This window comes from Nocardiopsis sp. iso_25, from assembly GCF_056173305.1.
Genome location: NZ_CM149667.1, coordinates 1,966,560 through 1,992,020, shown reverse-complemented (window position 1 = coordinate 1,992,020; position 25,461 = coordinate 1,966,560). Strand labels below are relative to the sequence as shown.

Annotated in this window: 24 protein-coding genes; 15 read left to right on the top strand and 9 right to left on the bottom strand. The window is 72.0% G+C overall.

Annotated features, from left to right (window positions below; all coding sequences use genetic code 11):
* Positions 1-115: 115 nt before the first annotated feature.
* The 5 genes from AC0VX6_RS08680 to AC0VX6_RS08660 form a co-directional block, all read right to left on the bottom strand.
* Positions 116-1,216 carry a glycerate kinase family protein gene (locus tag AC0VX6_RS08680; RefSeq protein WP_475468039.1) on the bottom strand — a complete coding sequence of 367 codons (1,101 nt, stop codon included), beginning with the start codon at positions 1,214-1,216 and terminating at the stop codon, positions 116-118.
* Between the two features lie 52 nt (positions 1,217-1,268).
* Positions 1,269-1,868 carry a PspA-associated protein PspAB gene (gene pspAB, locus AC0VX6_RS08675; protein ID WP_274976966.1) on the bottom strand — a complete coding sequence of 200 codons (600 nt, stop codon included), beginning with the start codon at positions 1,866-1,868 and terminating at the stop codon, positions 1,269-1,271.
* 112 nt (positions 1,869-1,980) lie between these two features.
* Entirely contained in the window at positions 1,981-2,901 is a 921-nt protein-coding gene (gene htpX, locus AC0VX6_RS08670; RefSeq protein WP_274976965.1) for a zinc metalloprotease HtpX, read from the bottom strand.
* A gap of 455 nt (positions 2,902-3,356) precedes the next feature.
* Positions 3,357-3,635 (bottom strand): PspA-associated protein PspAA, encoded by a 279-nt coding sequence (gene pspAA, locus AC0VX6_RS08665; protein WP_013152004.1) that lies wholly within the window; start codon positions 3,633-3,635, stop codon positions 3,357-3,359.
* Positions 3,632-4,414, bottom strand: a complete 783-nt coding sequence (locus AC0VX6_RS08660) for a PspA/IM30 family protein (RefSeq protein ID WP_475468038.1) — start codon at positions 4,412-4,414, stop codon at positions 3,632-3,634. Before AC0VX6_RS08660 ends, pspAA begins: the two co-directional genes overlap by 4 nt.
* A gap of 96 nt (positions 4,415-4,510) precedes the next feature.
* On the opposite strand from AC0VX6_RS08660, the gene AC0VX6_RS08655 reads away from it, so the two are divergent.
* The 4 genes from AC0VX6_RS08655 to AC0VX6_RS08640 all read left to right on the top strand — a co-directional run bounded on the left by AC0VX6_RS08655 (position 4,511) and on the right by AC0VX6_RS08640 (position 7,041).
* Positions 4,511-5,182 carry a DUF3043 domain-containing protein gene (locus AC0VX6_RS08655; protein ID WP_475468035.1) on the top strand — a complete coding sequence of 224 codons (672 nt, stop codon included), beginning with the start codon at positions 4,511-4,513 and terminating at the stop codon, positions 5,180-5,182.
* Between the two features lie 174 nt (positions 5,183-5,356).
* Complete coding sequence (locus AC0VX6_RS08650; protein ID WP_274976962.1) at positions 5,357-6,361, top strand: aldo/keto reductase family protein; 1,005 nt, start codon at positions 5,357-5,359, stop codon at positions 6,359-6,361.
* Between the two features lie 317 nt (positions 6,362-6,678).
* Entirely contained in the window at positions 6,679-6,828 is a 150-nt protein-coding gene (locus AC0VX6_RS08645) for a hypothetical protein (protein ID WP_274976961.1), read from the top strand.
* Between the two features lie 9 nt (positions 6,829-6,837).
* Complete coding sequence (locus AC0VX6_RS08640; protein WP_368045833.1) at positions 6,838-7,041, top strand: DUF1622 domain-containing protein; 204 nt, start codon at positions 6,838-6,840, stop codon at positions 7,039-7,041.
* Between the two features lie 43 nt (positions 7,042-7,084).
* Here the strand turns inward: AC0VX6_RS08640 and AC0VX6_RS08635 are convergent, their stop codons facing one another.
* Positions 7,085-7,291, bottom strand: a complete 207-nt coding sequence (locus AC0VX6_RS08635) for a hypothetical protein (RefSeq protein ID WP_274976960.1) — start codon at positions 7,289-7,291, stop codon at positions 7,085-7,087.
* Between the two features lie 207 nt (positions 7,292-7,498).
* On the opposite strand from AC0VX6_RS08635, the gene AC0VX6_RS08630 reads away from it, so the two are divergent.
* From AC0VX6_RS08630 to AC0VX6_RS08585, 10 genes are all read left to right on the top strand, one after another.
* Positions 7,499-8,494 (top strand): bifunctional adenosylcobinamide kinase/adenosylcobinamide-phosphate guanylyltransferase, encoded by a 996-nt coding sequence (locus AC0VX6_RS08630; RefSeq protein WP_274978101.1) that lies wholly within the window; start codon positions 7,499-7,501, stop codon positions 8,492-8,494.
* A 104-nt stretch (positions 8,495-8,598) separates the two neighbouring features.
* Positions 8,599-9,357 carry an adenosylcobinamide-GDP ribazoletransferase gene (locus tag AC0VX6_RS08625; RefSeq protein ID WP_274978100.1) on the top strand — a complete coding sequence of 253 codons (759 nt, stop codon included), beginning with the start codon at positions 8,599-8,601 and terminating at the stop codon, positions 9,355-9,357.
* A 343-nt stretch (positions 9,358-9,700) separates the two neighbouring features.
* The gene (locus AC0VX6_RS08620) at positions 9,701-11,200 is read left to right on the top strand and encodes a leucyl aminopeptidase (RefSeq protein ID WP_475468034.1); all 1,500 of its coding nucleotides are present in this window, start codon (positions 9,701-9,703) and stop codon (positions 11,198-11,200) included.
* Between the two features lie 138 nt (positions 11,201-11,338).
* Positions 11,339-12,715, top strand: coding sequence for a dihydrolipoyl dehydrogenase (gene lpdA / locus AC0VX6_RS08615; RefSeq protein ID WP_274976958.1), 1,377 nt, complete (start codon positions 11,339-11,341; stop codon positions 12,713-12,715).
* Between the two features lie 103 nt (positions 12,716-12,818).
* On the top strand, positions 12,819-14,603 hold the full coding sequence (sucB, locus tag AC0VX6_RS08610; protein WP_302475389.1) for a 2-oxoglutarate dehydrogenase, E2 component, dihydrolipoamide succinyltransferase: 1,785 nt from the start codon (positions 12,819-12,821) through the stop codon (positions 14,601-14,603).
* Positions 14,604-14,852: 249 nt separating this feature from the next.
* Positions 14,853-15,419, top strand: coding sequence for an NADPH-dependent FMN reductase (locus tag AC0VX6_RS08605; protein ID WP_274976957.1), 567 nt, complete (start codon positions 14,853-14,855; stop codon positions 15,417-15,419).
* A 397-nt stretch (positions 15,420-15,816) separates the two neighbouring features.
* Positions 15,817-16,743 (top strand): TIGR01777 family oxidoreductase, encoded by a 927-nt coding sequence (locus AC0VX6_RS08600; RefSeq protein WP_274978098.1) that lies wholly within the window; start codon positions 15,817-15,819, stop codon positions 16,741-16,743.
* A gap of 10 nt (positions 16,744-16,753) precedes the next feature.
* Positions 16,754-17,458, top strand: coding sequence for a lipoyl(octanoyl) transferase LipB (gene lipB, locus AC0VX6_RS08595; protein WP_274976956.1), 705 nt, complete (start codon positions 16,754-16,756; stop codon positions 17,456-17,458).
* 93 nt (positions 17,459-17,551) lie between these two features.
* Positions 17,552-18,505, top strand: coding sequence for a lipoyl synthase (gene lipA, locus AC0VX6_RS08590; protein WP_047867607.1), 954 nt, complete (start codon positions 17,552-17,554; stop codon positions 18,503-18,505).
* Positions 18,506-18,720: 215 nt separating this feature from the next.
* Positions 18,721-19,446: a DUF4191 domain-containing protein gene (locus AC0VX6_RS08585; protein WP_274976955.1), complete on the top strand. Its 726-nt coding sequence runs from the start codon at positions 18,721-18,723 to the stop codon at positions 19,444-19,446.
* A gap of 421 nt (positions 19,447-19,867) precedes the next feature.
* Here the strand turns inward: AC0VX6_RS08585 and AC0VX6_RS08580 are convergent, their stop codons facing one another.
* The 3 genes from AC0VX6_RS08580 to AC0VX6_RS08570 all read right to left on the bottom strand — a co-directional run bounded on the left by AC0VX6_RS08580 (position 19,868) and on the right by AC0VX6_RS08570 (position 23,646).
* On the bottom strand, positions 19,868-21,259 hold the full coding sequence (locus AC0VX6_RS08580; RefSeq protein WP_274976954.1) for an LCP family protein: 1,392 nt from the start codon (positions 21,257-21,259) through the stop codon (positions 19,868-19,870).
* Between the two features lie 195 nt (positions 21,260-21,454).
* On the bottom strand, positions 21,455-22,885 hold the full coding sequence (locus tag AC0VX6_RS08575) for an LCP family protein (RefSeq protein ID WP_475468032.1): 1,431 nt from the start codon (positions 22,883-22,885) through the stop codon (positions 21,455-21,457).
* A 284-nt stretch (positions 22,886-23,169) separates the two neighbouring features.
* Positions 23,170-23,646 (bottom strand): RDD family protein, encoded by a 477-nt coding sequence (locus AC0VX6_RS08570; protein WP_274976952.1) that lies wholly within the window; start codon positions 23,644-23,646, stop codon positions 23,170-23,172.
* A 351-nt stretch (positions 23,647-23,997) separates the two neighbouring features.
* On the opposite strand from AC0VX6_RS08570, the gene glnA reads away from it, so the two are divergent.
* On the top strand, positions 23,998-25,422 hold the full coding sequence (gene glnA, locus AC0VX6_RS08565; protein ID WP_274976951.1) for a type I glutamate--ammonia ligase: 1,425 nt from the start codon (positions 23,998-24,000) through the stop codon (positions 25,420-25,422).
* Positions 25,423-25,461 lie beyond the last annotated feature (39 nt).

The window sequence follows — 25,461 nt, the reverse complement described above, 5'->3', positions numbered from 1 at the left end:
CGCGGCGCGAGGGCGCGGGCCGAGCGGGGGGAACGCGGAGAGGGGGCGGGGGCGGCCCGCCCCCTCCGTGTCCGACGGGGTCCGGTCCCGGCCGGAACCCGGCCTCGCCGGGGGCTCAGCGGGTCCAGCGGCGGGCGATGTCGGCGGCCAGGGCGCGCAGTTCGTCCGCGGAGCGGGTCATGGCGGCCTCGACTGAGCCCGAGGACTCCACGAGGGAGTAGGTCTCGGTGATCCCGGCCGCGGCCGCCTCGGCGCGGCCGACCTTGACCGCGCCCGCGGTGACCACGCAGGGGACGCCGTGCTTGTTGGCGGCTTGGGCGACGCCGTGGGGCAGCTTGCCGCGCAGCGACTGGGAGTCGAAGGAGCCCTCTCCGGTGATGACCAGGTCGGCCCCCGCGAGGCGGTCGGTCAGGCGCACGGAGTCCAGGACGCGGCTGATGCCCGACTCGACGGTGCCGCCGAGCAGGAGCAGGGCGAAGCCCAGGCCGCCCGCGGCTCCGGCGCCGGGGGTGTCGCGGACCTCGCCGCCGGGGTCGACGCGGTCGGCGAAGGCGGTCAGGGCGGCGTCCAGGCGCTGCACCTGGTCGGGGTCGGCGCCCTTCTGGGGCCCGAAGACGGCGCTGGCCCCGTGGATGCCCAGCAGGGGGTTGTCGACGTCGGTGGCGGCGACGAGACGGACCCCGGCCACGGCCCGGCGGGCCGCGTCGAGGTCGACGTCCCCGGGGTCGGCCAGGGGGCCGCCGCCGTGGCTCAGATGGTCGGCGGGGGTGGCGCCCAGGGCGGCCAGGAGACCGGCCCCGGCGTCGTTGGTGGAGCTGCCGCCGAGTCCGACGACGACGGTGCGGGCGCCGGAGCGGACCGCGTGGGCGACCAGCTCGCCGACGCCGTGGGTGGTGGTGCGGCCGGGGTCGCGGTCACCGGAGGGCACCAGGTGCAGGCCGCAGGCCTGGGCGCTCTCCACGTAGGCGGTGTCGCCGTCCAGGAGGTACTCCGCGGCCACGGGCGTACCGAGGGGGCCGGTCACCTCGGTCCGGTGCACCTCGCCGCCGAGGGCCGTGTGCAGGACCTCGACGAAGCCGGGGCCGCCGTCGGAGAGCGGCAGCAGGTCCGTCGTGGCGGAGGGATCGGTCCGGTGCCAGCCGTCGGCGACCGCCTGCGCGGCTTCGAGGGCGGAGAGGGTACCGGCGAACTTGTCAGGAGCGATGAGGATACGCACCGGACCAGTGTGCCAGGCCACATTTCTCCCGGCGCGGGGCACCCCCCGCTGGTCAGAGGCCGGGCGCCCCGTAGACGGGGAACCAGCGGGATCGGTCCTCCTCCAGGGGCAGGTCGCGGCCGATGGCGGCCTCGGCCTGGAGTTCCAGGGCGTTGTCCCTGCGGCCGCCGTCGCCGACCGGGGCGAAGGGGTAGAAGGTGCCGCGCTTGTAGAGGTAGACCAGCCCCAGCGAGCGCGTGCCGTCGGTGAAGCCGACCAGGGAGCACAGGAGGGAGGGCCCGTAGCCGTTGGCCTCCAGGGTGGAGTTGACGGCGTGCAGGTCGGTCACCAGGCCGGTGATGTCGGGGTCGGCGGCTCCGTCCGGGCTCCGGGCCGGGGCGGCCGAGCGCACCACGAGCCAGGTGTAGCCGTAGTCGTCGGTGACCTGTTCGACGGGCGTTCCCCCGTCGGCGTCGAGCAGCTCGGTGACGTCGCGTTCCAGGTCGGCGAAGGCGGCGCCCTCGGTGGCGCGGAAGGCGACGGAGCCGGTGCCGGTGGGCGTGAAGCCCGCGGCGGCACGCAGGGTGACCGACGCCGAGGGGAGGCCGAACAGGGCGTCCAGGTCGGGCTGGGCCGGTTCGGAGCGCCCGAACAGCGCTCGCCAGAAGCTCATCGTGGCCGGTCCTCTCTCGTGGTCGTGTCGGTCGCGCGCGGACCGGATCGGCCCCGTGTCCGCCCGCGCGGATCGGTGCCGCCGTCCCCTCCGGCGGCCCCCGCGGACGGGGTCAGCGCCCCTGCCCGAGCTGGCGCGAGATGTCGGACAGCTGCTCCAGCCGCTGCTGCACCGGCGGGTGTGTGGCGACCAGCTGGCTGAAGCTGAACCCCTTGCGGGAGGAGGCCGGGGCGAAGAAGAAGGCGTTGAACGGCTCCGCCTGGCGCAGGTCGCGGGTGGGGATGCGGGACATGTCGCCGGTGATCTTGGTCAGGGCGCTGCCCAGCACGGACGGGCGCCCGGTGAGGTAGGCGGCGGCGCGGTCGGCCGACAGCTCCCGGTAGCGCGACAGCGCCCGGGTGAGCAGGAAGCTGAGCGCCCAGGCCGCGGCGCTGACGGCCACGACGAGCAGGGCGACCACGGCCGGCGCGGGCCCGTTGTTGTTGCCGCGCGTCGCCCCGGCGAACATCGCGAAGCGCAGCCCGGCCTGGGTGAGGAACCCGGCCACGATGCCCAGGAACCCGGCGACGGTCATCACCATGACGTCGCGGTGGGCGATGTGGGACAGCTCGTGCGCCAGGACCGCCTCCAGCTCGGGGCCGTCGAGGCGGCGCATGAGGCCGGTGGTCACGCACACGACCGCGGACTTCTCGTTGTGCCCGGTGGCGAAGGCGTTGGGCACGTCGGTGTCGGCGATCCCCACGCGGGGCTTGGACATGTCCGCCATGGCGCACAGCCGGTCGACGAGGGCGTGCAGCTCGGGCGCCTGCTCCGGGGAGACCTCCTTGGCGCCCATGGCGAACATGGCGATCCTGTCGGAGGCGAAGTAGCTGAACAGCGCGAACCCGGCGACGATGAGCAGCACCAGCCACACGTTGAGGCCCACGAGGACCAGCCCGACGACGAAGGCCGCGTAGACCAGGGCGAGCAGTCCCATGGTCGTCACCATGCGGGCGGTCAGTCCCCGGTCAGGTCTGAACTTGGATCCGGCCATGCCGTAGTCCCCTCCGCCGACGCGTCGACTGTCTCGGAGTGTAGTTCGCCCAGGTGGGAAACGGTATGAGGTGGTCCGCCCGCCGCGTGTTCGCCGACCGCGCCCGTTGCCGGCCCCGCGGAGCCGGTGCGGCCTCCCCGGCGGACCGTCCCCCGCGCGCACCGCGGGTTCCCGTCCTCTCCCCTTCCCTCCACCACGTCCAACGGACGGGGGCCCCGCCGCGGTTCCTGGGACGGGGGCGGCGCACGCCACACCCGGCCCGACGTGGTCGGCCCGGACGGGCGCGTACGCCCCCGGACACGCGGAAGCCGCCGTGACACGTGGTCACGGCGGCCCGGAAACGCGCGCGCAGGCACCGAGCACCGCACCGGCCGACCGGAATCCGGCCCGCCGTGCGCACTCACCGGTCCGGACGCACCTGGACGGAGGCGGTGCGCCGGACGGAGGACCCGGTCCTAACCGGGGATGAGTCCGTCGTCCTGGAGCATCTCCCGCACCTCTTCCATGGTGGCGTCGGCGTGCGGGAGGATGAACTGCGAGGGCTCCAGCGCGTCGGGCGGCAGCGGCCGACCGTCCTCGCGGACCCTCTCCAGGAGGTCGTGCAGGGCCCGGCGGAACGTGGCCTCGTCGCCCGACTCGATCGCCGACTCCAGCGCGGAGTCGAAGGAGTTGAGCAGCTCCAGGTCGGCGTCGGTGAGGTCGAGCTGTCCCTCACCCATGATGCGGACGATCACGCGCCCTCCCGGTTGCCGGTGCCGCCGGTGTTCCCGGCGCCGTTGCCGCCCTCGATCTGGGGGGTGGAACCGCCGCTGCCCTGGCCGAGCTCCATCTTCATGCGCTCCAGCTCGGCGTCGACGCCGGTGGTGCTGGCCATGCGGTCGAGCTCGCTCTGGATGTCGTCCCGGGCTGTGCCGGTGACGTCGTCGAGCGCGCCGGAGGCGAGGAGCTCGTCCACGGCGCCCGCGCGGGCCTGCATCTCGGCGGTCTTGTCCTCGGCGCGCTGGACGGCCATGCCGACGTCGCCCATCTCCTCGGAGATGCCGGAGAAGGCCTCGCTGATCTGCGTCTGGGCCTGGGCGGCGGTGTAGTTGGCCTTGATGGTCTCCTTGCGCGTGCGGAAGGCGTCCACCTTGCTCTGGAGGCGCTGGGCCGCCATCGTGAGCTTCTGCTCCTCGCCCTGGAGGTTGGCGTGCTGCTCACGCAGGCTCTCGATCTGCTGGGACAGGCCGGAGCGGCGGGTCAGGGCCTCGCGGGCGAGGTCCTCGCGTCCCTGCGTCAGGGCGGCGCGGCTCTGGTTCTCCAGCTTGCCGGACTGCTGCTCCAGCTGCTGGATCTGGAGCTCGACGCGCTTGCGGGAGGTCGCGACGTCGGCCACGCCCCGTCGCACCTTCTGTAGGAGCTCGAGCTGCTTCTGGTACGAGTAGTCGAGGGTTTCCCTTGGGTCCTCGGCTGCGTCCAAGGCCTTGTTGGCCTTGGACTTGAAGATCATCGAAAGTCGCTGAAACACGCTCATCGGCGTGGCCGTCCCCTTCTCGGTGCGTACATCGGCTGTTCCCAGCGGGCGCTTTGCCCAACCCTACGCGCTCTGGTCCGCGGTCGCCATAAAGCTATGACCGGCTACCCTGAGGGTGTGTTCCGACGTCGCTCCGCTTCCGCAGCCACGGATCCGGCCTCCGCCGAATCCGCCAGCCCTGAGGCCACTGAGTCCACCCAACCTAAGGGATACACGCCCAAGAAGGGTGTCCCCACCCCAAAGCGCAGGGAGTCCGAGGTGGCCCCCCGCCGACCGCTCAAGGCGCCCGAGACGCGCAAGGAGGCCTACCAGGCCTACCGGGATCGTCTTGACCGCCAACGCGGCAGGGGCACCGCGAGTTCCGCGATCAAGGGCGTGCCCAAGGACGAGGCCCGCTACTACCGGCAGCAGGACCTCGGCGAGGCCCGGGCGTTCGCCCGCGACTTCGTCGACTCGCGCCGCAGCGCCAGCGAGTTCTTCCTGCCGTTCTCGATCGTGATCATCGCGCTGCTGTTCATCAACAACCCGATGTTCCAGATCGGTGTGGCCTACGTCCTGTGGCCGCTGATGATGGTCACCATCATCGCCGAGGGCGTCATGGTGGGCCGCACGGTCAAGAAGCGCGCCGCCGGGTACTTCCCCGACGACCCCGCCGTCAAGGGCATCGGGATGTACGCGGCCATGCGCCAGCTCCAGTTCCGCCGCCTGCGCCTGCCCAAGCCGCGGCTCAAGGTCCGCGAGGACCCCACGCCCCGCAACGCGCGCTGACGGCTCCCGCCACCGCCTCCCCGACGACGTGAGCCCGGGCCGGTCCCAGCACCGGCCCCTCACTCCCCGTCGAGCCCCCGCTCCCCTCGGGCGCTCCCCTCGGACTGGGAGCGCTTCCAGCCGCACGGCGTAGAACCTCGCGAACGGGCACAATCCCCTACTAGAGTGCTCGACATGGAATTTCGGCATCTGGGCAACAGCGGCCTCATGGTCAGCGAGATCGCGTACGGGAACTGGATCACGCACGGCTCCCAGGTCGAGGAGGACACGGCCAAGGCCTGTGTCCGCGCGGCGCTGGACGCGGGCATCACCACGTTCGACACCGCCGACGGCTACGCCGGGGGCAGGGCGGAGGAGGTGCTCGGCCGCGCACTGAAGGGCGAGCGCCGGGACGGGCTGGAGATCTTCTCCAAGGTCTACTGGCCCACGGGTGAGGGCAAGAACGACCGGGGCCTGTCCCGCAAGCACATCGTCCGCAGCGTGGAGAACTCCCTGCGCCGCCTGGGGACCGACTACCTGGACCTGTACCAGGCCCACCGGTTCGACTACTCCACCCCGCTGGAGGAGACCGTGCGGGCCTTCGAGGACCTGGTCCGCCAGGGCAAGGTCCTCTACGTCGGCGTCTCCGAGTGGCGCGCCGAGGAGATCGAGCAGGCGCTCAAGATCGCCGACGAGATGGGCTTCGACCGCATCATCTCCAGCCAGCCGAAGTACAACATGCTGTGGCGGGTCATCGAGTCCGAGGTCGTCCCGCTCTCCGAGCGCGAGGGCGTCGGCCAGATCGTGTGGTCGCCGCTCGAGGGCGGCGTCCTGAGCGGCAAGTACAAGCCCGGCCAGGAGCTGCCCGCCGGTTCGCGCGCCGCCGACCCCGGCGGCGGCCGCTTCCTGAGCGACCAGATGAAGGACCGGGTCATGCTGGAGCGCGTGCAGCGGCTGGAGCCGCTGGCCGCCGATGCGGGCCTGACGCTGGCGCAGCTGGCCGTGGCCTGGGTGCTCCAGAACCCGAACGTGTCGGCCGCGATCATCGGCGCCTCCCGCCCCGAGCAGGTGGAGGGCAACGTCAAGGCCGCGGGGGTCAGGCTGGACGCCGAGCTGATGGCGAGGATCGACGAGGTCCTGGGCGACAGCGTCCAGCGCGACCCGGCGCTGACGAAGAGCCCCGAGAACATCCGCGGCTAGCTGCGTTTTCTGGACCTCCGCTCCGCTTCGTCCCACCCGTCGCCCGCCACCACCCTCAACGGACGCCTACGGCGCGGTCCTTCTCGTGTTCGGGCGCCCGGAGAACGGGAATCGGGTTGAAGCAGGCACAGCGGTGGCGGAGGCGGGTTCGAAGAACAGACCCCAGCCGCGCCCGGACGGTGTCCGACGCCGCGGGCCCGGCCGTCCCCAGGACGGCCGGGCCCGTCCGCGTTCCTGGACCGGCCCGCCCCCTGGTGTCGCCCCCGCCTGACCCGGGTAGCTGCTGGCGCGCACGCACGCGGCACGGAGGGGGCTCCATGGACATCGCGCACGTCATCGAGGCGGTGGGCACCGCGGTCGACATCGCCGGGGTCGGCGTCATCGTCGTCGGGGCCTTGGGCGCGACCGCGCTGTTCCTGTACCGGTGGGTCGGCGGGCACGGGCCGGATGCGGCCTACCGGCCCTAACGGCAGGGCCTGGGCCGGGCGATCCTGCTGGGCCTGGAGTTCCTCGTCGCCGGGGACATCATCCGCACGGTCGCGGTGTCGCCCACCTTCGCCACCGTGGGGGTGCTCGCCGGGATCGTCCTCATCCGGACCTTCCTCAGCTTCTCCCTGGAGGTGGAGCTGGAGAACCGCTGGCCGTGGCAGGGCCGCCGATCCGTCCCCGGCACCGGCTGAACCCCGCCGCCGGAGGCCTTCGCGGCCCCCGGACGGGCGAGCGCTACTCGACGGGTTCCAGGGACATCGCGTAGACCTCCGTGTCGCCGTCGAGCAGGGCGACGCGTCCCACGCCGCCCTCGGCGAGCTCCTGCCAGTTCTCCCCCAGCCAGCTCTCCGCGTCGCCGCGCGAGGTGAACGACTCCGAGGGCAGCTCCTGCCCCAGCGTGTCGGCTCCGTCGGCCTCGAAGTACCGCCAGGTCCACGCCATGTTCGACCGCCCCTTCGTCACGGAGGTCACAGCGCCGGTCACCGTGATCCTGGCCCGAGCTTAACCAAGCCTTGGCGGAGGATGCTGTTTACTTTTTCGGTGCGTATCCGATTTCTCGGGACTGCCGGGCACTCGGGGTGGCCCGCCCCCCAGTGCACCTGCGCCTCCTGCAAAAAGGCCCTCGCCGAGCGCCGCCTGCCGCTGCGCGTGACGGTGGACGACCGCTTCCGCGTCCGCGAGGCGGGGGTGGTCGGCCCGGTGCCGCCGGGGTACTCGGTGAGCCCGACCCCCGACGGCGTCCTGGTCGAGGGCCCGGACGGGGGCAGGCTGATGTACGCGCGCACGGGCCCGGGGCCCCTGCCCGGCGTGCCCCCGGCGGAGGCGCGCGCCGAGGGCTCCTCCGGCTACTCCTCCGTCCGCCCCGACCAGCAGGTGGACATGGTCGTCGTGGACGCCGCGCAGCGCCCGGAGGTCATCGGCGAGCTGCGCCGCTCGGGGGTGATCGGGGTGACCACGGCCGTCGTCGCGGTCGGCGGCGACCACCGCGTCCGCTCACCGGAGGAGTTCGCCCGCCGGGCCCGGCTGTGGGGCGCCCTGGTACCGAACGACGGGCAGGTCCTGTCGTGCCCTCCGGCGGTGTGGCCGGAGTCGCGGCCGCGCGGGCCGCACCGGACCCTGGTGACCGGGGGCGCGCGCTCGGGCAAGTCCACCGAGGCGGAGCTGCGCCTGATGGCGGAGCCGAAGGTGCTGTACGCGGCGACCGGCCCGGAGCCCGACCCGGTCGCGGACCCCGACTGGGCCGACCGGGTGGCCCGGCACGTGCGGCGCCGCCCCTGGTGGTGGCGCACCGAGCAGACCACCGACCTGGCCGCGCTGCTCAAGGGTGCACGGGGCGCGGTCCTGGTGGACTGCCTGGGCACCTGGCTGACCCGGGTGATGGACGGGGCCGGGCTGTGGGGGGACAGCCCCCCGCCCGACGCGGAGGACGAGGTGGAGGCGGCGGTCCACGGGCTGCTGGAGGCCTGGCGTTCCACCCAGGCCTACGTCGTGGCGGTCACCAACGAGGTGGGCTCGGGCGTGGTGCCCGCGACCCGCTCCGGGGGGCTGTTCCGCGACCACCTGGGCCGGTTGAACCAGTGGGTGGGCGCCGAGTCCGAGGACGTGGTGCTGGTGACCGCGGGCCGCGTCCTGGAGCTGCCGTGAGCGCTGCCGCCGGTCCCCCCGCGGAGGACCCCGCGCCGGACGGACCCGCCCCGGGCGGCTCCTCCGGCCCCTCCCGGGCCTCGGACGCGGTCGCGGGGGTCCGGATGGCGCTGGGGACGTTCACCGTGTTCCCGGTGCGCGCCGGACGGCTGGACCGCCGGGTGGCCGGGTGGGCGATGGTGTGGGCGCCCGTGCTGGGCGCGCTCCTGGGCGGCCTCACCGGCGCCGCGGCCGTGCTCGGGACGGCGGTCGGCCTGTCCGCCGCCCTGGCCGCGGTGCTGGCCGTCGGTCTGGGGGCGCTGCTGACGCGGGGACTGCACCTGGACGGGCTGGCCGACCTGGCCGACGGACTGGGCAGCGCGCGCCCGGCCGAGGGCGCCCTGGAGGTGATGCGCCGGTCCGACATCGGCCCGTTCGGCGTCATCACCCTGGTGGTCGTGCTCGCCGCGCAGGCCCTGGCCCTGGGCCAGCTGGCGCAGGCCTCGGCCGTGGCGGCTCTGACGGGCGCGGCGGTGGCCGGGGCCGCCGGGCGGCTGGCGGTGACTCTGGCGTGCACTCCGAGCGTGCCCCCGGCGCGGCCCGAGGGGCTGGGGGCGTTCGTGGCGGGGACCGTGCGCCTTCGGGGTGCGCTGCTGGCCGCCGTCCCCGTGGCGCTGGTGTGCCTGGCGGGCTGGGCGCACGCGCCGGAGTTCGCGCTGGCCTGCGCGCTCGCCGCCGCGGCGGGGCTGCTGGCGGCGGGCCTCGTGCTGCGCCGGACGGTGCGGCGGCTGGGCGGCGTCACGGGCGACGTGCTGGGCGCGCTGTCGGAGACGGCGGTGACGACGGCGCTGGTGGTGGCCGCGGCGGCCGCGGCCCGGCTGTGAGGACCGGAACGGGGATTCACGGCCCCGGTCGGCGGGCCTCGGGGCGTCCCACCAGGCGGTTTCCTACCAATCGGTAACCGGCTCGGGGGTGCCCGATGTCGTGATCATCACATTTTTTCACACAGGTTTCACGGTTCTCGCAGACGGGAACGCGGAGTCCGCCCCGGAGACGGCCCACGACACCCTTCACCGGCGGCCAGAGGCACCCTCGCCGCGCGCGCGGGCCGGAGCCGACCCCGCACACCCCCGACTCGCACGGTCCCCCGCAGCGCCGCGTCAGGGCCCCCGCGGACCCGGGGCGCCGCGTCCCCGCCGGGCGCGCGGGGCGACTAGCATCGGGGACGTGAGCACGTCGTTGTCAGTAAATACGGAGTCCCCCAGTTCGCTCGACGCCGACGCGGTTGTCGTCGGTTACCACTCCGGAGGCGACGCTCCGGAGCCCGCGTCGGGCGCTCATGACGTCGATGCCGCCTTCTCCGGCGGCCTCGCCCAGACCCTGTCGCTCCTGGGAGCGAGCGGCGCCCCCGAGGAGGTGCACACCCTTGCCTCCCTCGGAGCCGTCAAGGCCCCGGTCGTCGTCGCGGTCGGTCTCGGCCCGGCGCCCGCCGAGGGCCCCGTCGACCCCGACGTCCTGTCCCGCGCCGCCGGCGCCGCGCTGCGCTCGCTGACCTCGCGCCCCGAGGGCGCGGGCCGCGTCGTCCTGGCCCTGCCCGCCGGGACCGCCGCCGAGGCCGGAGCCGTCGCCCTCGGAGCCCGCCTCGGCGCCTACGGCTTCGACCGGTACCGCACCGCCGCCAAGGACAAGCCCGCCGCCGAGCTGGTCCTGGCCAGCTCCGCCGGGGACGCCGGGGAGGCCGCCGAGCGCGCCGCCGTCCTGGCCGAGGCCGTCAACCTCACCCGCGACCTGGTCAACACCGCACCGGCCGACCTGGTGCCCGAGGACCTGGCCGCCACCGCCCAGGAGATCGCCCAGCAGTCCGGCCTGCGCGTCGAGGTCCTGGACGAGGCCGCCCTGTCCGAGGGCGGCTACGGCGGCCTGACCGGCGTCGGCCAGGGCTCGGCCAACCCGCCCCGCCTGGTCCGCCTGGCTCACAGCCACCCCGAGGCCACCAGGACCGTCGCCTTCGTCGGCAAGGGCATCACGTTCGACTCCGGCGGCCTGTCCCTCAAGCCCGCGGGCTCGATGGACTGGATGAAGTCCGACATGGCGGGCGCCGCCTCCGTGCTGGCCGCCATGCGTGCCATCGCCGCCCTGAACCTGCGGGTCAACGTGGTCGGCTACCTCGCCGTGGCCGAGAACATGCCCAGCGGCACCGCCCAGCGCCCCTCCGACGTGCTGACCATCTACGGCGGCAAGACCGTCGAGGTGCTCAACACCGACGCCGAGGGCCGCCTGGTCATGGCCGACGCCATCGTGCGGGCGCAGGAGGACGAGCCCGACCTGATCGTGGACATCGCCACCCTGACCGGCGCCCAGCTGGTCGCGCTCGGCACCCGGGTGTTCGCGGTCATGTCCAACGACGACGAGGCTCGCGACCGGATCGTCGCCGCGGCCGCCGAGGCGGGCGAGGCCTCCTGGCCGATGCCCCTGCCCGAGGAGCTGCGCGCGGGCCTGGACTCCGCGGTCGCCGACATCGCCAACGTGGCGGGCGAGCGCTGGGGCGGCATGCTCTCCGCGGGCGTCTTCCTCAAGGAGTTCGTCGAGGAGGGCGTCACGTGGGCGCACCTCGACATCGCCGGACCGTCCTTCAACCAGGGCGGTCCGCACGGCTACACCCCGAAGGGCGGCACCGGCGCGGGCACCCGCACCCTGGTCCGCATCGCCGAGGAGTACGCCGGATAGCACCCGCCCAGGGGGCGGCCTCCCGAGCCGGAACGCCGCCCCTCCCGGCCACCGCGGCCGCGCACACCCTCCCTCCGCCCGCGCGGGGCACGGCCGCGACCACCACCCATCACCAGCCACAACAAGGAGTTCGTTCCCGTGAGTGAGAGCGGCGGCACCTTCGACCTCGTCGTCCTTGGCGGCGGCAGCGGCGGCTACGCGGCGGCACTGCGCGCCGCGGAGCTGGACATGAGCGTCGTCCTGATCGAGAAAGACAAGCTCGGCGGCACCTGCCTGCACCGCGGCTGCATCCCCACCAAGGCCCTGCTGCACTCGGCCGAGGTCGCCGACTCCGCCAAGGAGAGCGAGAACTTCGGGGTCAAGGCCACGTTCGAGGGCATCGACATCCAGGCCGTGCACACCTACAAGGACAAGGTGATCGGCGGCCTGTTCAAGGGCCTGACCGGCCTGGTCAAGTCGCGCAAGATCACCGTCGTCGAGGGCGAGGGCAAGCTCACCGGCAAGGACGAGGTCACCGTCGACGGCGCCGTCTACAAGGGCCGCAACATCCTGCTGGCCACCGGTTCCAAGCCCAAGACCCTGGGGCTGGACATCGACGGCGAGAAGGTCATGACCAGCGACCAGGCCCTCGACCTGGACCGCGTGCCCGAGTCGGTCATCGTCCTGGGCGGCGGCGTGATCGGCGTGGAGTTCGCCAGCGTGTGGCGCTCCTACGGCGCCGACGTCACCATCGTCGAGGCCCTGCCGCACCTGGTACCGGTGGAGGAGGAGTCCAGCTCCAAGCTGCTGGAGCGCGCCTTCCGCAAGCGCAAGATCAAGTACGAGCTGGGCACCCCGTTCGAGTCGGTCAAGACCACCGACTCCGGCGTGACCGTCACCCTCAAGGGCGGCAAGACCCTGGAGGCCGAGGTCCTGCTGGTGGCCATCGGCCGCGGGCCGGTCTCGGAGGGCCTGGGCTACGAGGAGCAGGGCATCACCCTGGACCGCGGCTTCGTCCAGGTGGACGAGAACCTGCACACCGGCGTGGGCGACGTCTACGCCGTGGGCGACCTCATCCCCACCCTCCAGCTCGCCCACGTCGGCTTCGCCGAGGGCATCTTCGTCGCCGAGCACATCGCCGGGCAGAACCCGCCCGCGATCGACTACGACGGCGTCCCCCGCGTCACCTACTGCGAGCCCGAGGTCGCGTCCGTGGGCCTGACCACCAAGGTCGCCAAGGAGCGCGGACACGACGTCGTGGAGATGAACTACAGCCTCGCGGGCAACGGCAAGAGCCAGATCCTGCAGACGCAGGGCGCGGTGAAGGTCATCGCCGAGAAGGACGGCCCCGTACTGGGCGTCCACATGGTCGGCAGCCGCGTCGGCGAGCTGATCGCCGAGGGGCAGCTGATCTACAACTGGGAGGCCCTGCCCTCCGAGGTGGCCCAGCTGATCCACCCGCACCCGAGCCAGTCCGAGGCGCTGGGCGAGGCGCACCTCGCGCTGGCGGGCAAGCCGCTGCACGTCCACGACTGACCGCACCACCGGGGGCGGGCCGCAAGGGCCCGCCCCCGCACACATCCGCGCTGCCCATCAAGGGGTTGGGCAGAGACCGCGCCCAGATCCAACGAGGAAACCCATGCCGACTTCCGTTTCCATGCCCGCCCTGGGTGAGAGCGTCACCGAGGGCACCGTCACCCAGTGGCTGAAGAACGTGGGCGACACCGTCGAGGTGGACGAACCGCTCCTGGAGGTCTCCACCGACAAGGTGGACACCGAGATTCCCTCACCCGTCGCGGGCGTACTCACCAAGATCCTCGTCGACGAGGACGAGACCGTGGAGATCGGCGCGGAGATCGCCGTCATCGGCGGTGAGGGCGAGAGCGCCGACGACGAGGGCGGCGCCGAGCCCGCCGCCGAGGAGTCCGCGCAGGAGCCCGAGGAGACCGAGAAGCCCGAGGAGGAGGCCGCCGGGGAGCCCGAGCCGGAGCCCGCCCCCGAGCCCCAGGCCGGGTCCGACGCGCAGGCCTCGTCCTCCGAGCAGGGCCCGACCACGTCGGTGACCATGCCCGCCCTGGGCGAGAGCGTCACCGAGGGCACCGTCACCCAGTGGCTCAAGAGCGTGGGCGACACCGTCGAGGTGGACGAACCGCTCCTGGAGGTCTCCACCGACAAGGTGGACACCGAGATTCCCTCACCCGTCGCGGGCGTACTCACCAAGATCCTCGTCGACGAGGACGAGACCGTGGAGATCGGCGCGGAGATCGCCGTCATCGGCGGCACCGGGGACGAGCCCCCGGCCGTCTCCGAGGGCGCCGCCCCGGCCGAGGCCGAGCCCAAGGCCGAGCCGAAGCCGGAGCCCGCCGAGCCCGCCGCCCCCGCCCCGGAGCCCGAGGCCGAGCCCGCCGCGGACCGGGACAAGGACGGCGAGAGCCCGTCCGTGGACATCGGCACCCTCAGCGGCACCGGCCGCGCCTCGGGCACCGACGCCGGTACCGAGGCGTACGTGACCCCGCTGGTGCGCAAGCTCGCCTCCGAGCACGGCGTGAACCTCAGCCGCGTCAAGGGCACCGGCGTGGGCGGCCGCGTCCGCAAGCAGGACGTGCTCAAGGCCGCCGAGGAGCAGAAGGCCGACGCCGCGCGCGCCGCCGCCCCCGCACCGTCCTCGGCCCCGCGCAAGGGCGCCACCGACACCTCCCTGCGCGGCCGTACCGAGAAGCTCACCCGCCTGCGCCTGTCCATCGCGGACCGGATGGTGGAGTCGCTGCACGTCTCGGCCACGACCACGCAGGTCATCGAGGTGGACGTCACCAAGATCGCCCGCCTGCGCGAGCACTCCGCCGAGCGCTTCGCCGAGCGCGAGGACGTGCGGCTGGACTTCTTCCCGTTCTTCGCGCTGGCCGCGGTGGAGGCCCTGCGCTCCCACCCCAAGCTCAACGCCGTGGTCGACAGCGACAAGCAGGAGGTGACCTACCACGACGTGGAGAACCTCGGCGTCTCGGTGGACACCGAGCGCGGTCTGCTGGCCCCCGTGGTCAAGGACGCGGGCAAGCTGGGCCTGGGTGAGCTGGCGCGCAGGCTCAAGGACCTGACCGAGCGCGCCCACACCGGCCAGCTCGGCCCGGACGAGCTGGGCGGCGGCACGTTCACCATCACCGAGACCGGCTGCACCGGCGCGCTGTTCGGCACGCCGATCATCAACCAGCCGCAGGTGGCCATCCTGGGCACCGGCGCGGTCGTCAAGCGCCCCGTCGTGGTCGAGGACACCGCCATGGGCGACGAGGTGATCGCGGTCCGCTCGATGGTGTACCTGTCGCTGGCCCACGACCACCGCCTGATCGACAGCGCCGACGCCGGACGCTTCCTCCAGAGCGTGAAGGCGCGTCTGGAGGAGGGCGCCTTCGAGGACGACCTGGGCCTGTAGGCCCGGGCCGCGAAGGCCCCCTCACCACCCGCCGGGCCGGGTGCCGCACGTCGGCACCCGGCCCGGCGCGTCCTTTATCGGGGAATGTGTTGTCCGATTTGACCTCAAGACCTGTTGAGGTCCTAGCGTTGACCCGTCCCCTAAGAACCGACGGTGCGCCGCGCGGCTCCCTGAGCCGGTCCGCGCGTGCCCGCCCGACGTGCCCGCTCACGTGTGGGCCGAGACGGCACCAAAGAAGCAAGGACCCACATGGACAACCTTCGGATCGCGGTCATCCTCGGCGGAAACCGCCGGGGCCGCACCGGACCCGCCGTCTCCCGCTGGTTCGTGGACCGGGCCCGGAAGTACCCGGACGCCACCGTGGCGTTCGACTTCCTCGACGTGGAGGACATCAGCCCGCAGGACGGCCACGGCGGCCCGATGGCCCCGGAGTCGGCGCGCACGGTGGAGGCGGCCGACGGGTACGTCGTGCTGACCCCGGAGTACAACCACGGCTACCCGGGCGAGCTGAAGAGCGCCATCGACGCCGCGCGCCGGGAGTGGTTCGGCAAGGCGGTGGGCTTCGTCTCCTACGGCGGGATGTCCGGCGGCCTGCGGGCGATCGAGCAGCTGCGGTCGGTCTTCTCGGAGCTGCACACCGCCACGATCCGCGACACGGTCAGCCTGCACAACGCGCAGACGATGTTCGGCCCGGACGGGACCCCGGTGGTGGACATGTCCTCCGCGGAGGCCGCCGTGGAGCGGATGCTGCGCCAGCTGGCGTGGTGGGCGCTGGCCCTGCGCGAGGCCCGGGAGCGGCGCCCCTACCCCGGTTGAGGGCTGACCGGCTGAGGGGCCCGCGGACCCCTCAGGCACCCGCGGCCCGCGCCTCCTCGGGGGCGGCGCGGAGCCCGCGGCGGGAAAGTGGACGGGGCGGCGCCTCTCGGCACCGCCCCGTCTTTCTACCCCACCAATCACCATCCCCTGATGATCCCCATCATCAAAGGTCTGTGGTCGGGGACGCGGCAGTCAGCCCGACAGCGCGTCGCCCACAGTAGCTCCGCGTTGACGCGGAGTTCCTGTCCCACGTTCAAACTAGAAGACCGAGGGCCCCTCGCGCAGCTCTTTCGAGGAAAAAGCCGAAGAAAAACCGGGCGGGTGTCCTCCGTCGTCCGTTTGGTGTGTCTTCACGCGCGAGGACCGCCCTCCTTCGGGTAGACCCAGGACCATGCGAGTGGCTATCACGGGTGCGACGGGTCTCATCGGCAGGGCGCTGGAGGCGTCCCTGCTCGGCGACGGGCACACGGTGGTGCGCATGGTGCGCCACCTGCCGCGGGGGCGGCACCACCCGGACGTGGAGGAGGCGGAGTGGCGCCCCGAACAGGGACGGGTGGACACGGTGGCCCTGCACGAGGCCGACGCCGTGGTGCACCTGGCCGGGGCGCCGGTCGGCCCGGCCCTGTGGACGCGGCACCGGCGCACCCTCATCCGGCGCAGCCGCGTGCGCGGCACCCGCACCCTGTGCCAGGCCCTGGCGGGGATGTCCTCGCCTCCCCCGCGCCTGCTGAGCGCGTCGGGGATGCACTTCTACGGCGACACCGGCGGGCGCGCGGCCACCGAGGCCTCCCCGCCGGGCACCGGCTTCCTGGCCGGGGTCTGCCGGGACTGGGAGGAGGCCACCGCCCCGGCCGAGGAGGCGGGCCTGTCGGTGGCGCACATGCGCACCTCGGTGGTGCTCGACCGCTCGGGCGGGATGCTGGGCACACTGCTGCCGCTGTACCGGGCGGGGCTGGGCGGCCGCCTGGGGTCGGGGCGCCAGTACATGAGCTGGATCGCCATGCGCGACCAGATCGGGGCCGTGCGGTTCCTGCTGGAGCACCCCGAGATCACCGGGCCGGTGAACATGTGCGCGCCCGAGCCGGTGACCAACGCCGAGTTCACCAGGGCTCTGGGCCGCGCTCTGCGGCGCCCCGCCGTCCTGCCGGTCCCCGCGGTGGCGATGCGCGCGCTGCTGGGGGACTTCGCCGAGGAAACCGCGCTGATCGACATGAGGGCCGAGCCCGAACGCCTCACGAAGGCCGGTTATTCCTTCGCGCTGCCCACCGTGGACAGTGCGCTATCCGACATCCTGGCCAGACCCGCACAGTCCACCGGGGCGTAAGGTTGGATGTGTGAGTGATCTCGTTTACGCATGGCTGGGCGACGCTCCCGTCCCTTACCACCAGGGCTGGGATCTCCAGAAGCGGCTCCACGAGAGTCGCGTCGCCGATGAGGTGCCCGACACCGTCCTGTTGCTGGAACACGAGCCCGTGTACACCGCCGGAAAGCGCACCGGGAGGTGGGATCGTCCCATCACCGACCCCGGGGCGCCCGTGGTGGACATCGACCGGGGCGGCAAGATCACCTGGCACGGCCCCGGCCAGCTGACGGTGTACCCCATCGTCCGGCTGCCGGACCCCGTCGACGTGATCGCCTACGTCCGGATGCTGGAGGAGGCCATCATCCGCACCGTCGCGGAATACGGCCTGACCGGCACCCGGGTGGAGGGGCGCACCGGGGTGTGGCTGGCCGCCGACCCCGAGCGCGGCCTCATCGAGCGCAAGGTGGCCGCCATCGGCTGCCGGATCGCCCGCGGGGTCGGGATGCACGGGCTCGCGTTGAACTGCAACAATGACATGTCGTGGTACGACCGGATCGTCCCGTGCGGAATCACCGACGCCGGGGTCACCTCGCTCTCCGCCGAACTGGGGCGCGACGTGTCCGTGGCCGACGCGCGGCCCCGGATGGAACGCCACCTGGCGGACCTGCTCGGCGCGCGGGAGTACCGCCACACCGACGGCGCGGACCTGCTCTCCGGCGCCACCGCGCGTGGATGACACACCACACCATGATCCAGTCCCCGCGGGGACGCCGAGCCCCCACGAGGGGAAGGGTCCCCGGCACGGGGCACAGAAGGGAACGGGTTCACGTTGACCATCGCTCCTGAGGGCCGCAGGCTGCTGCGCGTGGAGGCGCGCAACAGCGAGACCCCCATCGAGAAGAAGCCGCCGTGGATCAAGATCAAGGCGCACATGGGGCCCGAGTACACCGAGCTCCACTCCCTGGTCAAGAGCGAGGGCCTGCACACGGTCTGCCAGGAGGCCGGGTGCCCCAACATCTACGAGTGCTGGGAGGACCGCGAGGCGACCTTCCTCATCGGCGGCGACCAGTGCACGCGGCGCTGCGACTTCTGCAACATCGCCACCGGCAAGCCCACCGCCCTGGACCGCATGGAGCCGACCAAGGTCGCCAACTCGGTCAAGACCATGGGCCTGCGCTACGCCACCATCACCGGTGTGGCCCGTGACGACCTGGAGGACGGCGGCGCCTGGCTGTACGCCGAGACGGTCCGCAAGATCCACGAGCTCAACCCGGGCACGGGCGTGGAGCTGCTGATCCCCGACTTCAACGCCGACCCCGACCAGTTGGCCGAGGTGTTCGGCTCGCGTCCGGAGGTGCTGGCGCACAACGTCGAGACGGTGCCGCGGATCTTCAAGCGCATCCGTCCGGGTTTCCGCTACGAGCGCTCCCTCAAGGTGATCACCGAGGCGCGCGCGGACAACCTGGTCACCAAGTCGAACCTGATCCTGGGCATGGGCGAGACCCGTGAGGAGATCAGCGAGGCCATGCGCGACCTGCACGAGGCCGGGTGCGACCTGCTGACCATCACCCAGTACCTGCGCCCCTCCAAGCTGCACCACCCGATCGACCGGTGGGTCAAGCCGGAGGAGTTCGTGGAGCTGGGCCGGGAGGCCGAGGAGATCGGCTTCGCCGGTGTCATGTCCGGGCCGCTGGTGCGCTCCTCCTACCGCGCGGGCCGCCTGTACAAGCAGGCCCGGGAGAAGCGGGACGCCGAGAACGCCGCCCTGGCGAACAACGCGTAACGGACTTTCCACCCGAGTCGTGACCAAGCTGGAACGGTGGCCCGCTGGCCACCGTTCCTCAGTTACGGGCACCCGCACATATCCTGATGTGGACAGGCGCCCGTCGGTGGCGCCGCGAGGCGCCGCACCCACGACGACCGCGAAGAGGAGGCAAGGCAGCCGAGGGATCTCCTTCCCCGCCGATCCGGCGTCGGCGCGAGCTGCCTGAGAGCACGATGGCGAAAAAGCCCAGGGGTTCACAGAACACGGCCCAAGGCAAGGACGGTGCCGAGAAGCAGCCGGGCCGTCTCAAGCAGATCGGCATGGTCGCCAAGGTCGTCCACCAGCAGAGTCCGCGCAGCATCCCGCTCGCGGTCACGGCGGCGTTGGTCATCCTCGCGGTGTTCGTCGGCATCGGCATCTGGACCGGGTCGTGGATCCTGTGGCCGCTGACCGGCCTGCCGGTCGCCTTCCTGGTGGGGTTCATCATCTTCACCCGCTCCGCGCAGCGCGTGCAGTACAAGATGCTGGACGGACGCCTGGGCGCGGGCATGGCGATCCTGGACAACATGCGCGGCAACTGGGTGGTCGAGCCGGGTGTGGCGGCCAACAAGCAGATGGACGTCGTGCACCGCGTGGTGGGGCGCCCCGGCGTGATCCTGGTCGGCGAGGGCGACCCCGGCCGCCTCAAGCCGCTGATCGCCGGTGAGAAGAAGCGCGTGGCCCGCGTCGCCTACGACACGCCCATCTACGACTTCAAGGTGGGCAACGGCGAGGACCAGGTGCCGGTCTCCAAGCTCCAGCGCACGCTGGTCAGGCTCCCGCGCAACCTGGACAAGGCCGGGACCGCCGAGCTGAACTACCGGCTCAAGGCGCTGCCCGCCAAGATGCAGATGCCCAAGGGGCCCATGCCCAAGAACGCCAAGATGCCCCGGGGCATGCGCGGCCAGATGGGCGGTTGACCCCGACCGGGGCCGCAGTCGGACGAGGGGGCCGTCGCACCGTCGGGTGCGGCGGCCCCCTCGCGCGTGCCCGGGCGCGTCCGGTGCCCCTCGTGCCGCGCCCCGGTGCGGGGTCCTCAGCGCTCCGGCGCGGCGCCCGGGGGAGGACGGGACGGCGGCGTGTAGGCGGCGGATGTGTACTGGCCGGAACCGTTGCTGGTGTGCCGCAAGGGCCCTGGACTGCGATGACCTTGTACTTATAGCGAGTTTCGACCGTCCAGCCTCACTATAAGTACAAGATCACCGAGAACGCACCGGCGACTGTTCCGGCCAGCCCACCGAAGACGTGTGAGTCCCGTGAGAGCCACGAGGACCCGCCCGCAAGGCGAAGGCCCCGCCGACACCGTGCGGTGCCTGCGGGGCCCTGGAGCACCCTTGAGGGCTACTCGCAGCTGACCTCGTCCTCGGCGGCGCTGGTGGCGCCCAGACCGGCCAGGGCGTCGCCCCCGCCGCCGGAGCCGCCTCCGCTCACGGCCAGGCCGTCCCAGTCCTGCGCGCCCATCACCAGCTCCAGCTCCGGGCCGAAGTCGGGGACCTCCTCCAGCTGGGCGACGCTGAGCGCCGAGGCCAGTTCCTCGGCCTGCGCACTCTGGTCGGGGCCGTGGTAGATCGTGGTGACGGCGGGGGTCCGCTCGACCGGGTCGCCCTCACCGGTGACGTTGAACCCCTGCTCGGTGAGCAGCGTCCCGACCTGGCTGGCCAGGCCGGTGATGCCCGTGCCGTTGAGCACCCGCACGGACACGTCCGCGGGCTCGACGGCGGGCTCCGCGGCCTCCTCCGAGCCCTCGCCTCCGCCGTCGCCGCCCTCCTCCTCGGGCAGGGCGTCGCCGGAGGCGATCGCGGTGAACAGCTCCTGGGCGGGGCCCTCGTTGAGCACCAGCTTGTTCCTGTTGGTCGGGGCTTCGAGGACCGGGGCGGTGACCATCCGCATCCGGCCCAGGTCGACCTCGCGCATGGAGATGGCCAACTCGGTCATCTTGTCCACGGTGAACCCGTCGTCGGTCACCAGGCTGTCGGTGACCGAGCCCATGAAGTCGTAGAGCGTGGCGGGGCTGGACATGATCTCGCCGCTGGTGACCTTGCGCAGGATGGCGCCCATCATGCGCTGCTGGTTCTCGATCCGGTTGAGGTCGCTGCCCTGCTCCGTGCTGGCCCGGGAGCGGGCCAGGCCCAGCGCCTGCTCGCCGTTGAGGGTCTGCATGCCTGCGTCGAGCGTGAGGTGGGCCTTGGGGTCGTCGATCGGCTCGGGGACGCACATCTCGATGCCGCCGATGGACTGGACGATGTCCTGGAAGCCCGCGAAGTCGACCATCACCATGTGGTCGAGGTGGATGTCGGTGATCGTCTCCACCGTGTTGCCCTGGCAGTCCATCCCGCCGTAGGTCATGGCGTGGTTGAGCTGGTCCACCGTGCCCGCCGTCACCCCGGGGTTCTCGCCGTTGGCCGGGCAGTCGGGCATCGGGACCATCAGGTCGCGGGGCATGTTGACCATCGTCACCCCGCCCTCGTCCACGTTGATGCTCACCACGACGAGCACGTCGGGGCGGACGCCGTTGGCCACGCTGTACTCGGCGTTCTCCTCCGCGCGCTGGTCGGTGGCCAGCAGCAGGATGTTGTGGATGCCCTCCGCCTGGGCCGGACGGTCACCCCAGGCGTCGGTGTTGACCTCCTCGGTGGCGATGCTGAGGACGTCGCGGTAGCCCGCGTACACGGTGAGACTGGCCGCGATGAGCAGGCCGGTCGCCCCGCACGCCACCCACTGGCCGGCACTCATCTTCCCCGCCAGGGCTGAGGACGCGTTTCTGGGAGCCAAAGGGCACCTGCGATTCGGTATGGGACAAGGGCTGGTCCGGTCGGTGGGGGAGGTCGTACTGCGCGAGAGCTGACACGGACGTAACGGCCGGATGGTACCGGACGGGCACGTACCGTGTCAGATCGGAACCGGTCTCCGGGTGTCGGTGATCAGCCCTCAGCAGGCGCTCTCCTGGGCCCCGGCCGCGGTGGTGCCGCCCAGGTCCTCGGTGATGGAGACCTCGGAACCGGACGAGCCGCCCCCGCCCGTGAAGCCGTTCCAGTCCTGGCCGATGACCAGTTCCAGGGTCTGCGGGAGGTCGGCGACCTCCTCGGTGACCGCGCTCTCCAGCGAACCCGCCAGCAGTTCGGCGGCGGCCGCCTCACCCGGAGCGTAGTAGACGGTGGTCAGCTCGGGGAAGCGCACCACGGGTTCGCCGATACCGGTGACGTTGTACCCCTCCCCCAGCAGGACGCCCTGGACCTCGTTCGCCAGACCGGGGACACCGGTGTTGTTGAGGACCTGCACGGAGATGTCGGCGGGCGCCGGTGCGGCCTCGCCGGACTCCTCCCCCTCGTCCTCCGGCTCCTCGTCCTCCAGGTAGGCGCCGGAGTTGATCGCCGCGAACAGCTCGGAGGCGGCGGGCTGGCTCATGGCCAGCCGGTTGGCGTCGGCGGGGTGCTGGCCGTTGGGCACGGTGACGAACTGGATGCGCTCCAGGTCCACCTCGCGCATGGAGATGGCGATGTCGGTCATCGTCTCCACGGTCAGCTCCTCGTCGGTGGTCACCGAGTCGGTGACGGCGCTGAGGAAGTTGGTGATGGTCACCGGGCTGGTCATGACCTCGCTGCTGAGCACCTGGCGCAGCATGGCGCCCATGAACTCCTGCTGGCGGTCGATCCGGGACAGGTCGCTGCCGTCGCCCTGGCCGTAGCGCGAGCGCACGTAGCCCAGCGACTCCTCACCCATGAGGGTCTGCATCCCCGCGTCCAGCGTCAGGTGCGCCTTGGGGTCGTCGATCGGCTGGGGGACGCACATCTCCACGCCGCCGATGGCGTCCACCATGTCCTTGAACCCGGTGAAGTCCATCATGACGAAGTGGTCCAGGTGCACGTCGGTGACCTCCTCGACGGTCTGCCACTGGCAGCCCACTCCGCCGAAGGTCATCGCCGAGTTGATCATGCCGCTGTGCGGGCTCATCCCCTCGTAGCCCTCCACGGCGCCGCAGCCGGGCAGGTCCACGACCAGGTCCCGGGGCAGGTTGACCAGCGTGGCCGCGCCGTTGTCCACGTTGATGCTGGCGATGAGCATGGTGTCCGGGCGCGCGCCCTCGGCCTCGCCGTAGTTGGCGTTCTCCCCCGACCGGACGTCAGAGCCGATGATGAGCAGGTTCATCACGCCCTCGACGCTGGTGGGCCGGTCCCAGGCGTCGGTGTCCACCTGCGCCGTGGTGATGTTGCCGACGATGCCCTGGTACCAGCCGTAGCCGCCGAGGCTGGCGATGATGGCCAGGGCGGTGGCCACGCAGGCGACCCACTGCCCCGGGGACATGCGCACGGCGTGCACGGCGGCGGACGAGGGGCGGGGGGCGGAGCGTTTTCCAGCCATGCGAACCTTCGGGTGCGGCGGCGTGCGTGAGAGGCGGCCGGGTCCCCCGACGGGGACGGGGCCCACCGGTGGGAACGGGCTCCGCGTCGGGGACCGGGCCCCCGCGCGGGGTCCGGACCCGGTTCCCCGCGCGCGAACGCAGCCCCGTGGGGGCGGGGAGTCAAGCGCGCAGGGTTTCGGTCCGTTCCCGGGCCAAGTAATGAACGGATGTTAACAGCAGCTCGGAGGGGCCGCGCCCACGCGCGCTCCGGGCTTCCCGTCCGCCGGGAACCCCCTGTGAGGCCTCAGTAGCGGGTGGCGATCGTCCCGGCCGCCCGGTCGTGCAGCCCGCGGGTGTCGCGGTCGTAGATGACGGCGGGGATGACCAGGCACAGCAGGAGGGTGCGCACCGTCATGGACACGAACCAGGGCCAGGAGCGCTCGCCGGTGGCGGTGATGCCCACGCCGACCAGACGGCGGCCGACGGTGGTGCCGAAGAGGGTGAGCAGGAGGACGTTCATGACCGCGAAGACGACCAGGGCGGTGTTGCTGACCATGGGGACGGCCTCCGCCTGGCTGGCGCCCGCGCCGACCAGCCCGACGCCGTAGGCCCCCCAGGCGAGCGCGAGGGAGAGCATCCAGTCCAGGACGAGCCCCACCAGGCGGCGCATCACACCGGGCACCGAACCCGGGCCGCTCTCGGGCAGGCCGAGCCGGTTGCCCCGGTACTGGAAGTCGTCCCCGGACGCCGCGGTGGCGGAGCCCCGGCTCTCGTCGCTCATGCCCTCCACGGTATCCACCCGGTCGGAGGGTGCGTACCCGGGTCGTCGGAGCTGCTGTGATCCTCCGCGCGGCCGACCATGGCGCAGGTCACACCGAAGGCCGTGGCGGGGGCCGCAAACAGGGCCGTCCGGCGTCCCTTTTCGGCCCCTACAGGGCGGAATCACCGGGTCAGACCCGGTGGTCTGCGACAACAGCCGGGTCCGTAACATACAGGAAACAATCGAGACATGGCGCGGAAACCACCCGCTCCTAGCTTCGGAGACGAAGCCGGGAGACGGCTCGTGATCCGACGTGTCCGCGATGGGGCGGACCCCGGTCCACCGTCTCAGCCACCTGCACGGAGGTTCGTTTTGTTCAGCAGCGTCGACGAGGTGCTCGCCTATATCCGGGACGAGGACGTCAGGTTCCTCGACGTCCGATTCACGGACCTTTTCGGAGGCGTGAACCACGTTACCCTCCCGACCGAGAACGTCGACGAGTCGACGTTCACCGATGGCCAGATGTTCGACGGCTCGTCGATCCGCGGCTTCCAGGCCATCCACGAGTCCGACATGCTGCTGCTGCCGGACCTGAGCACCGGCGTGCTGGACCCGTTCCGCAAGCACAAGACGCTGAACATGACGTTCTTCGTCCACGACCCGCTGACCCTGGAGTCCTACAGCCGCGACCCGCGCAACGTCGCCCGCAAGGCCGAGGCCTACCTGCGCGGCTCCGGCGTGGCCGACACCGCCTTCTTCGGCCCCGAGGCCGAGTTCTACATCTTCGACGACGTCAAGTTCGAGACCCGGTCCAACACCGGCTACTACGAGATCGACTCGATCGAGGGCGCCTGGAACACCGGTTCGGCCATCGAGGGCGGCAACCGCGGCTACCGTCCCCGCTACAAGGGCGGCTACTTCCCCGTCGAGCCGGTCGACCACTACAGCGACCTGCGCTCGGACATGGTGCAGCAGCTGATCGAGTCGGGCATCGAGGTCGAGCTCCAGCACCACGAGGTGGGCACCGCGGGCCAGGCCGAGATCGGCATCAAGTTCGGCACCCTGCTCCAGCAGGCCGACAAGGTGCAGCTGTACAAGTACATCGTCAAGAACGTCGCCAACGCGGCGGGCAAGACGGCCACCTTCATGCCCAAGCCGCTCTTCGGCGACAACGGCTCGGGCATGCACTGCCACCAGAGCCTGTGGAAGGACGGCGAGCCGCTGTTCTTCGACGAGTCCGGCTACGGCCAGCTCTCGGACACGGCCCGCTACTACATCGGCGGCCTGCTCAAGCACGCCTCGGCGCTGCTGGCCTTCACCAACCCGACGGTGAACTCCTTCCACCGTCTGGTGCCCGGCTACGAGGCCCCGATCAACCTGGTCTACAGCCAGCGCAACCGCTCGGCCTGCATCCGCCTGCCGCTGACCGGCTCCAACCCCAAGGCCAAGCGCATCGAGTTCCGCGTGCCGGACCCGTCGGCCAACCCGTACCTGGCCTTCTCCGCCATGCTGATGGCCGGCATCGACGGCATCAAGAACAAGATCGAGCCGCCGGAGCCCGTGGACAAGGACCTCTACGAGCTGCCCCCGGCGGAGGCCCAGGCCATCAAGACCGTCCCGGCGTCGCTGGACGAGGCCCTGGAGGCCCTGGAGGCCGACCACGAGTTCCTGCTCGAAGGCGGCGTGTTCACCAAGGACCTCATCGAGACCTACGTGGACTTCAAGCGCACCGAGGAGATCGACTCCCTGCGCCTGCGCCCGCACCCGCGCGAGTTCGAGCTCTACTACGACATCTAAGACGTAGACGGCAGCTCCGGGAGGGCGCGCCGCGCACTC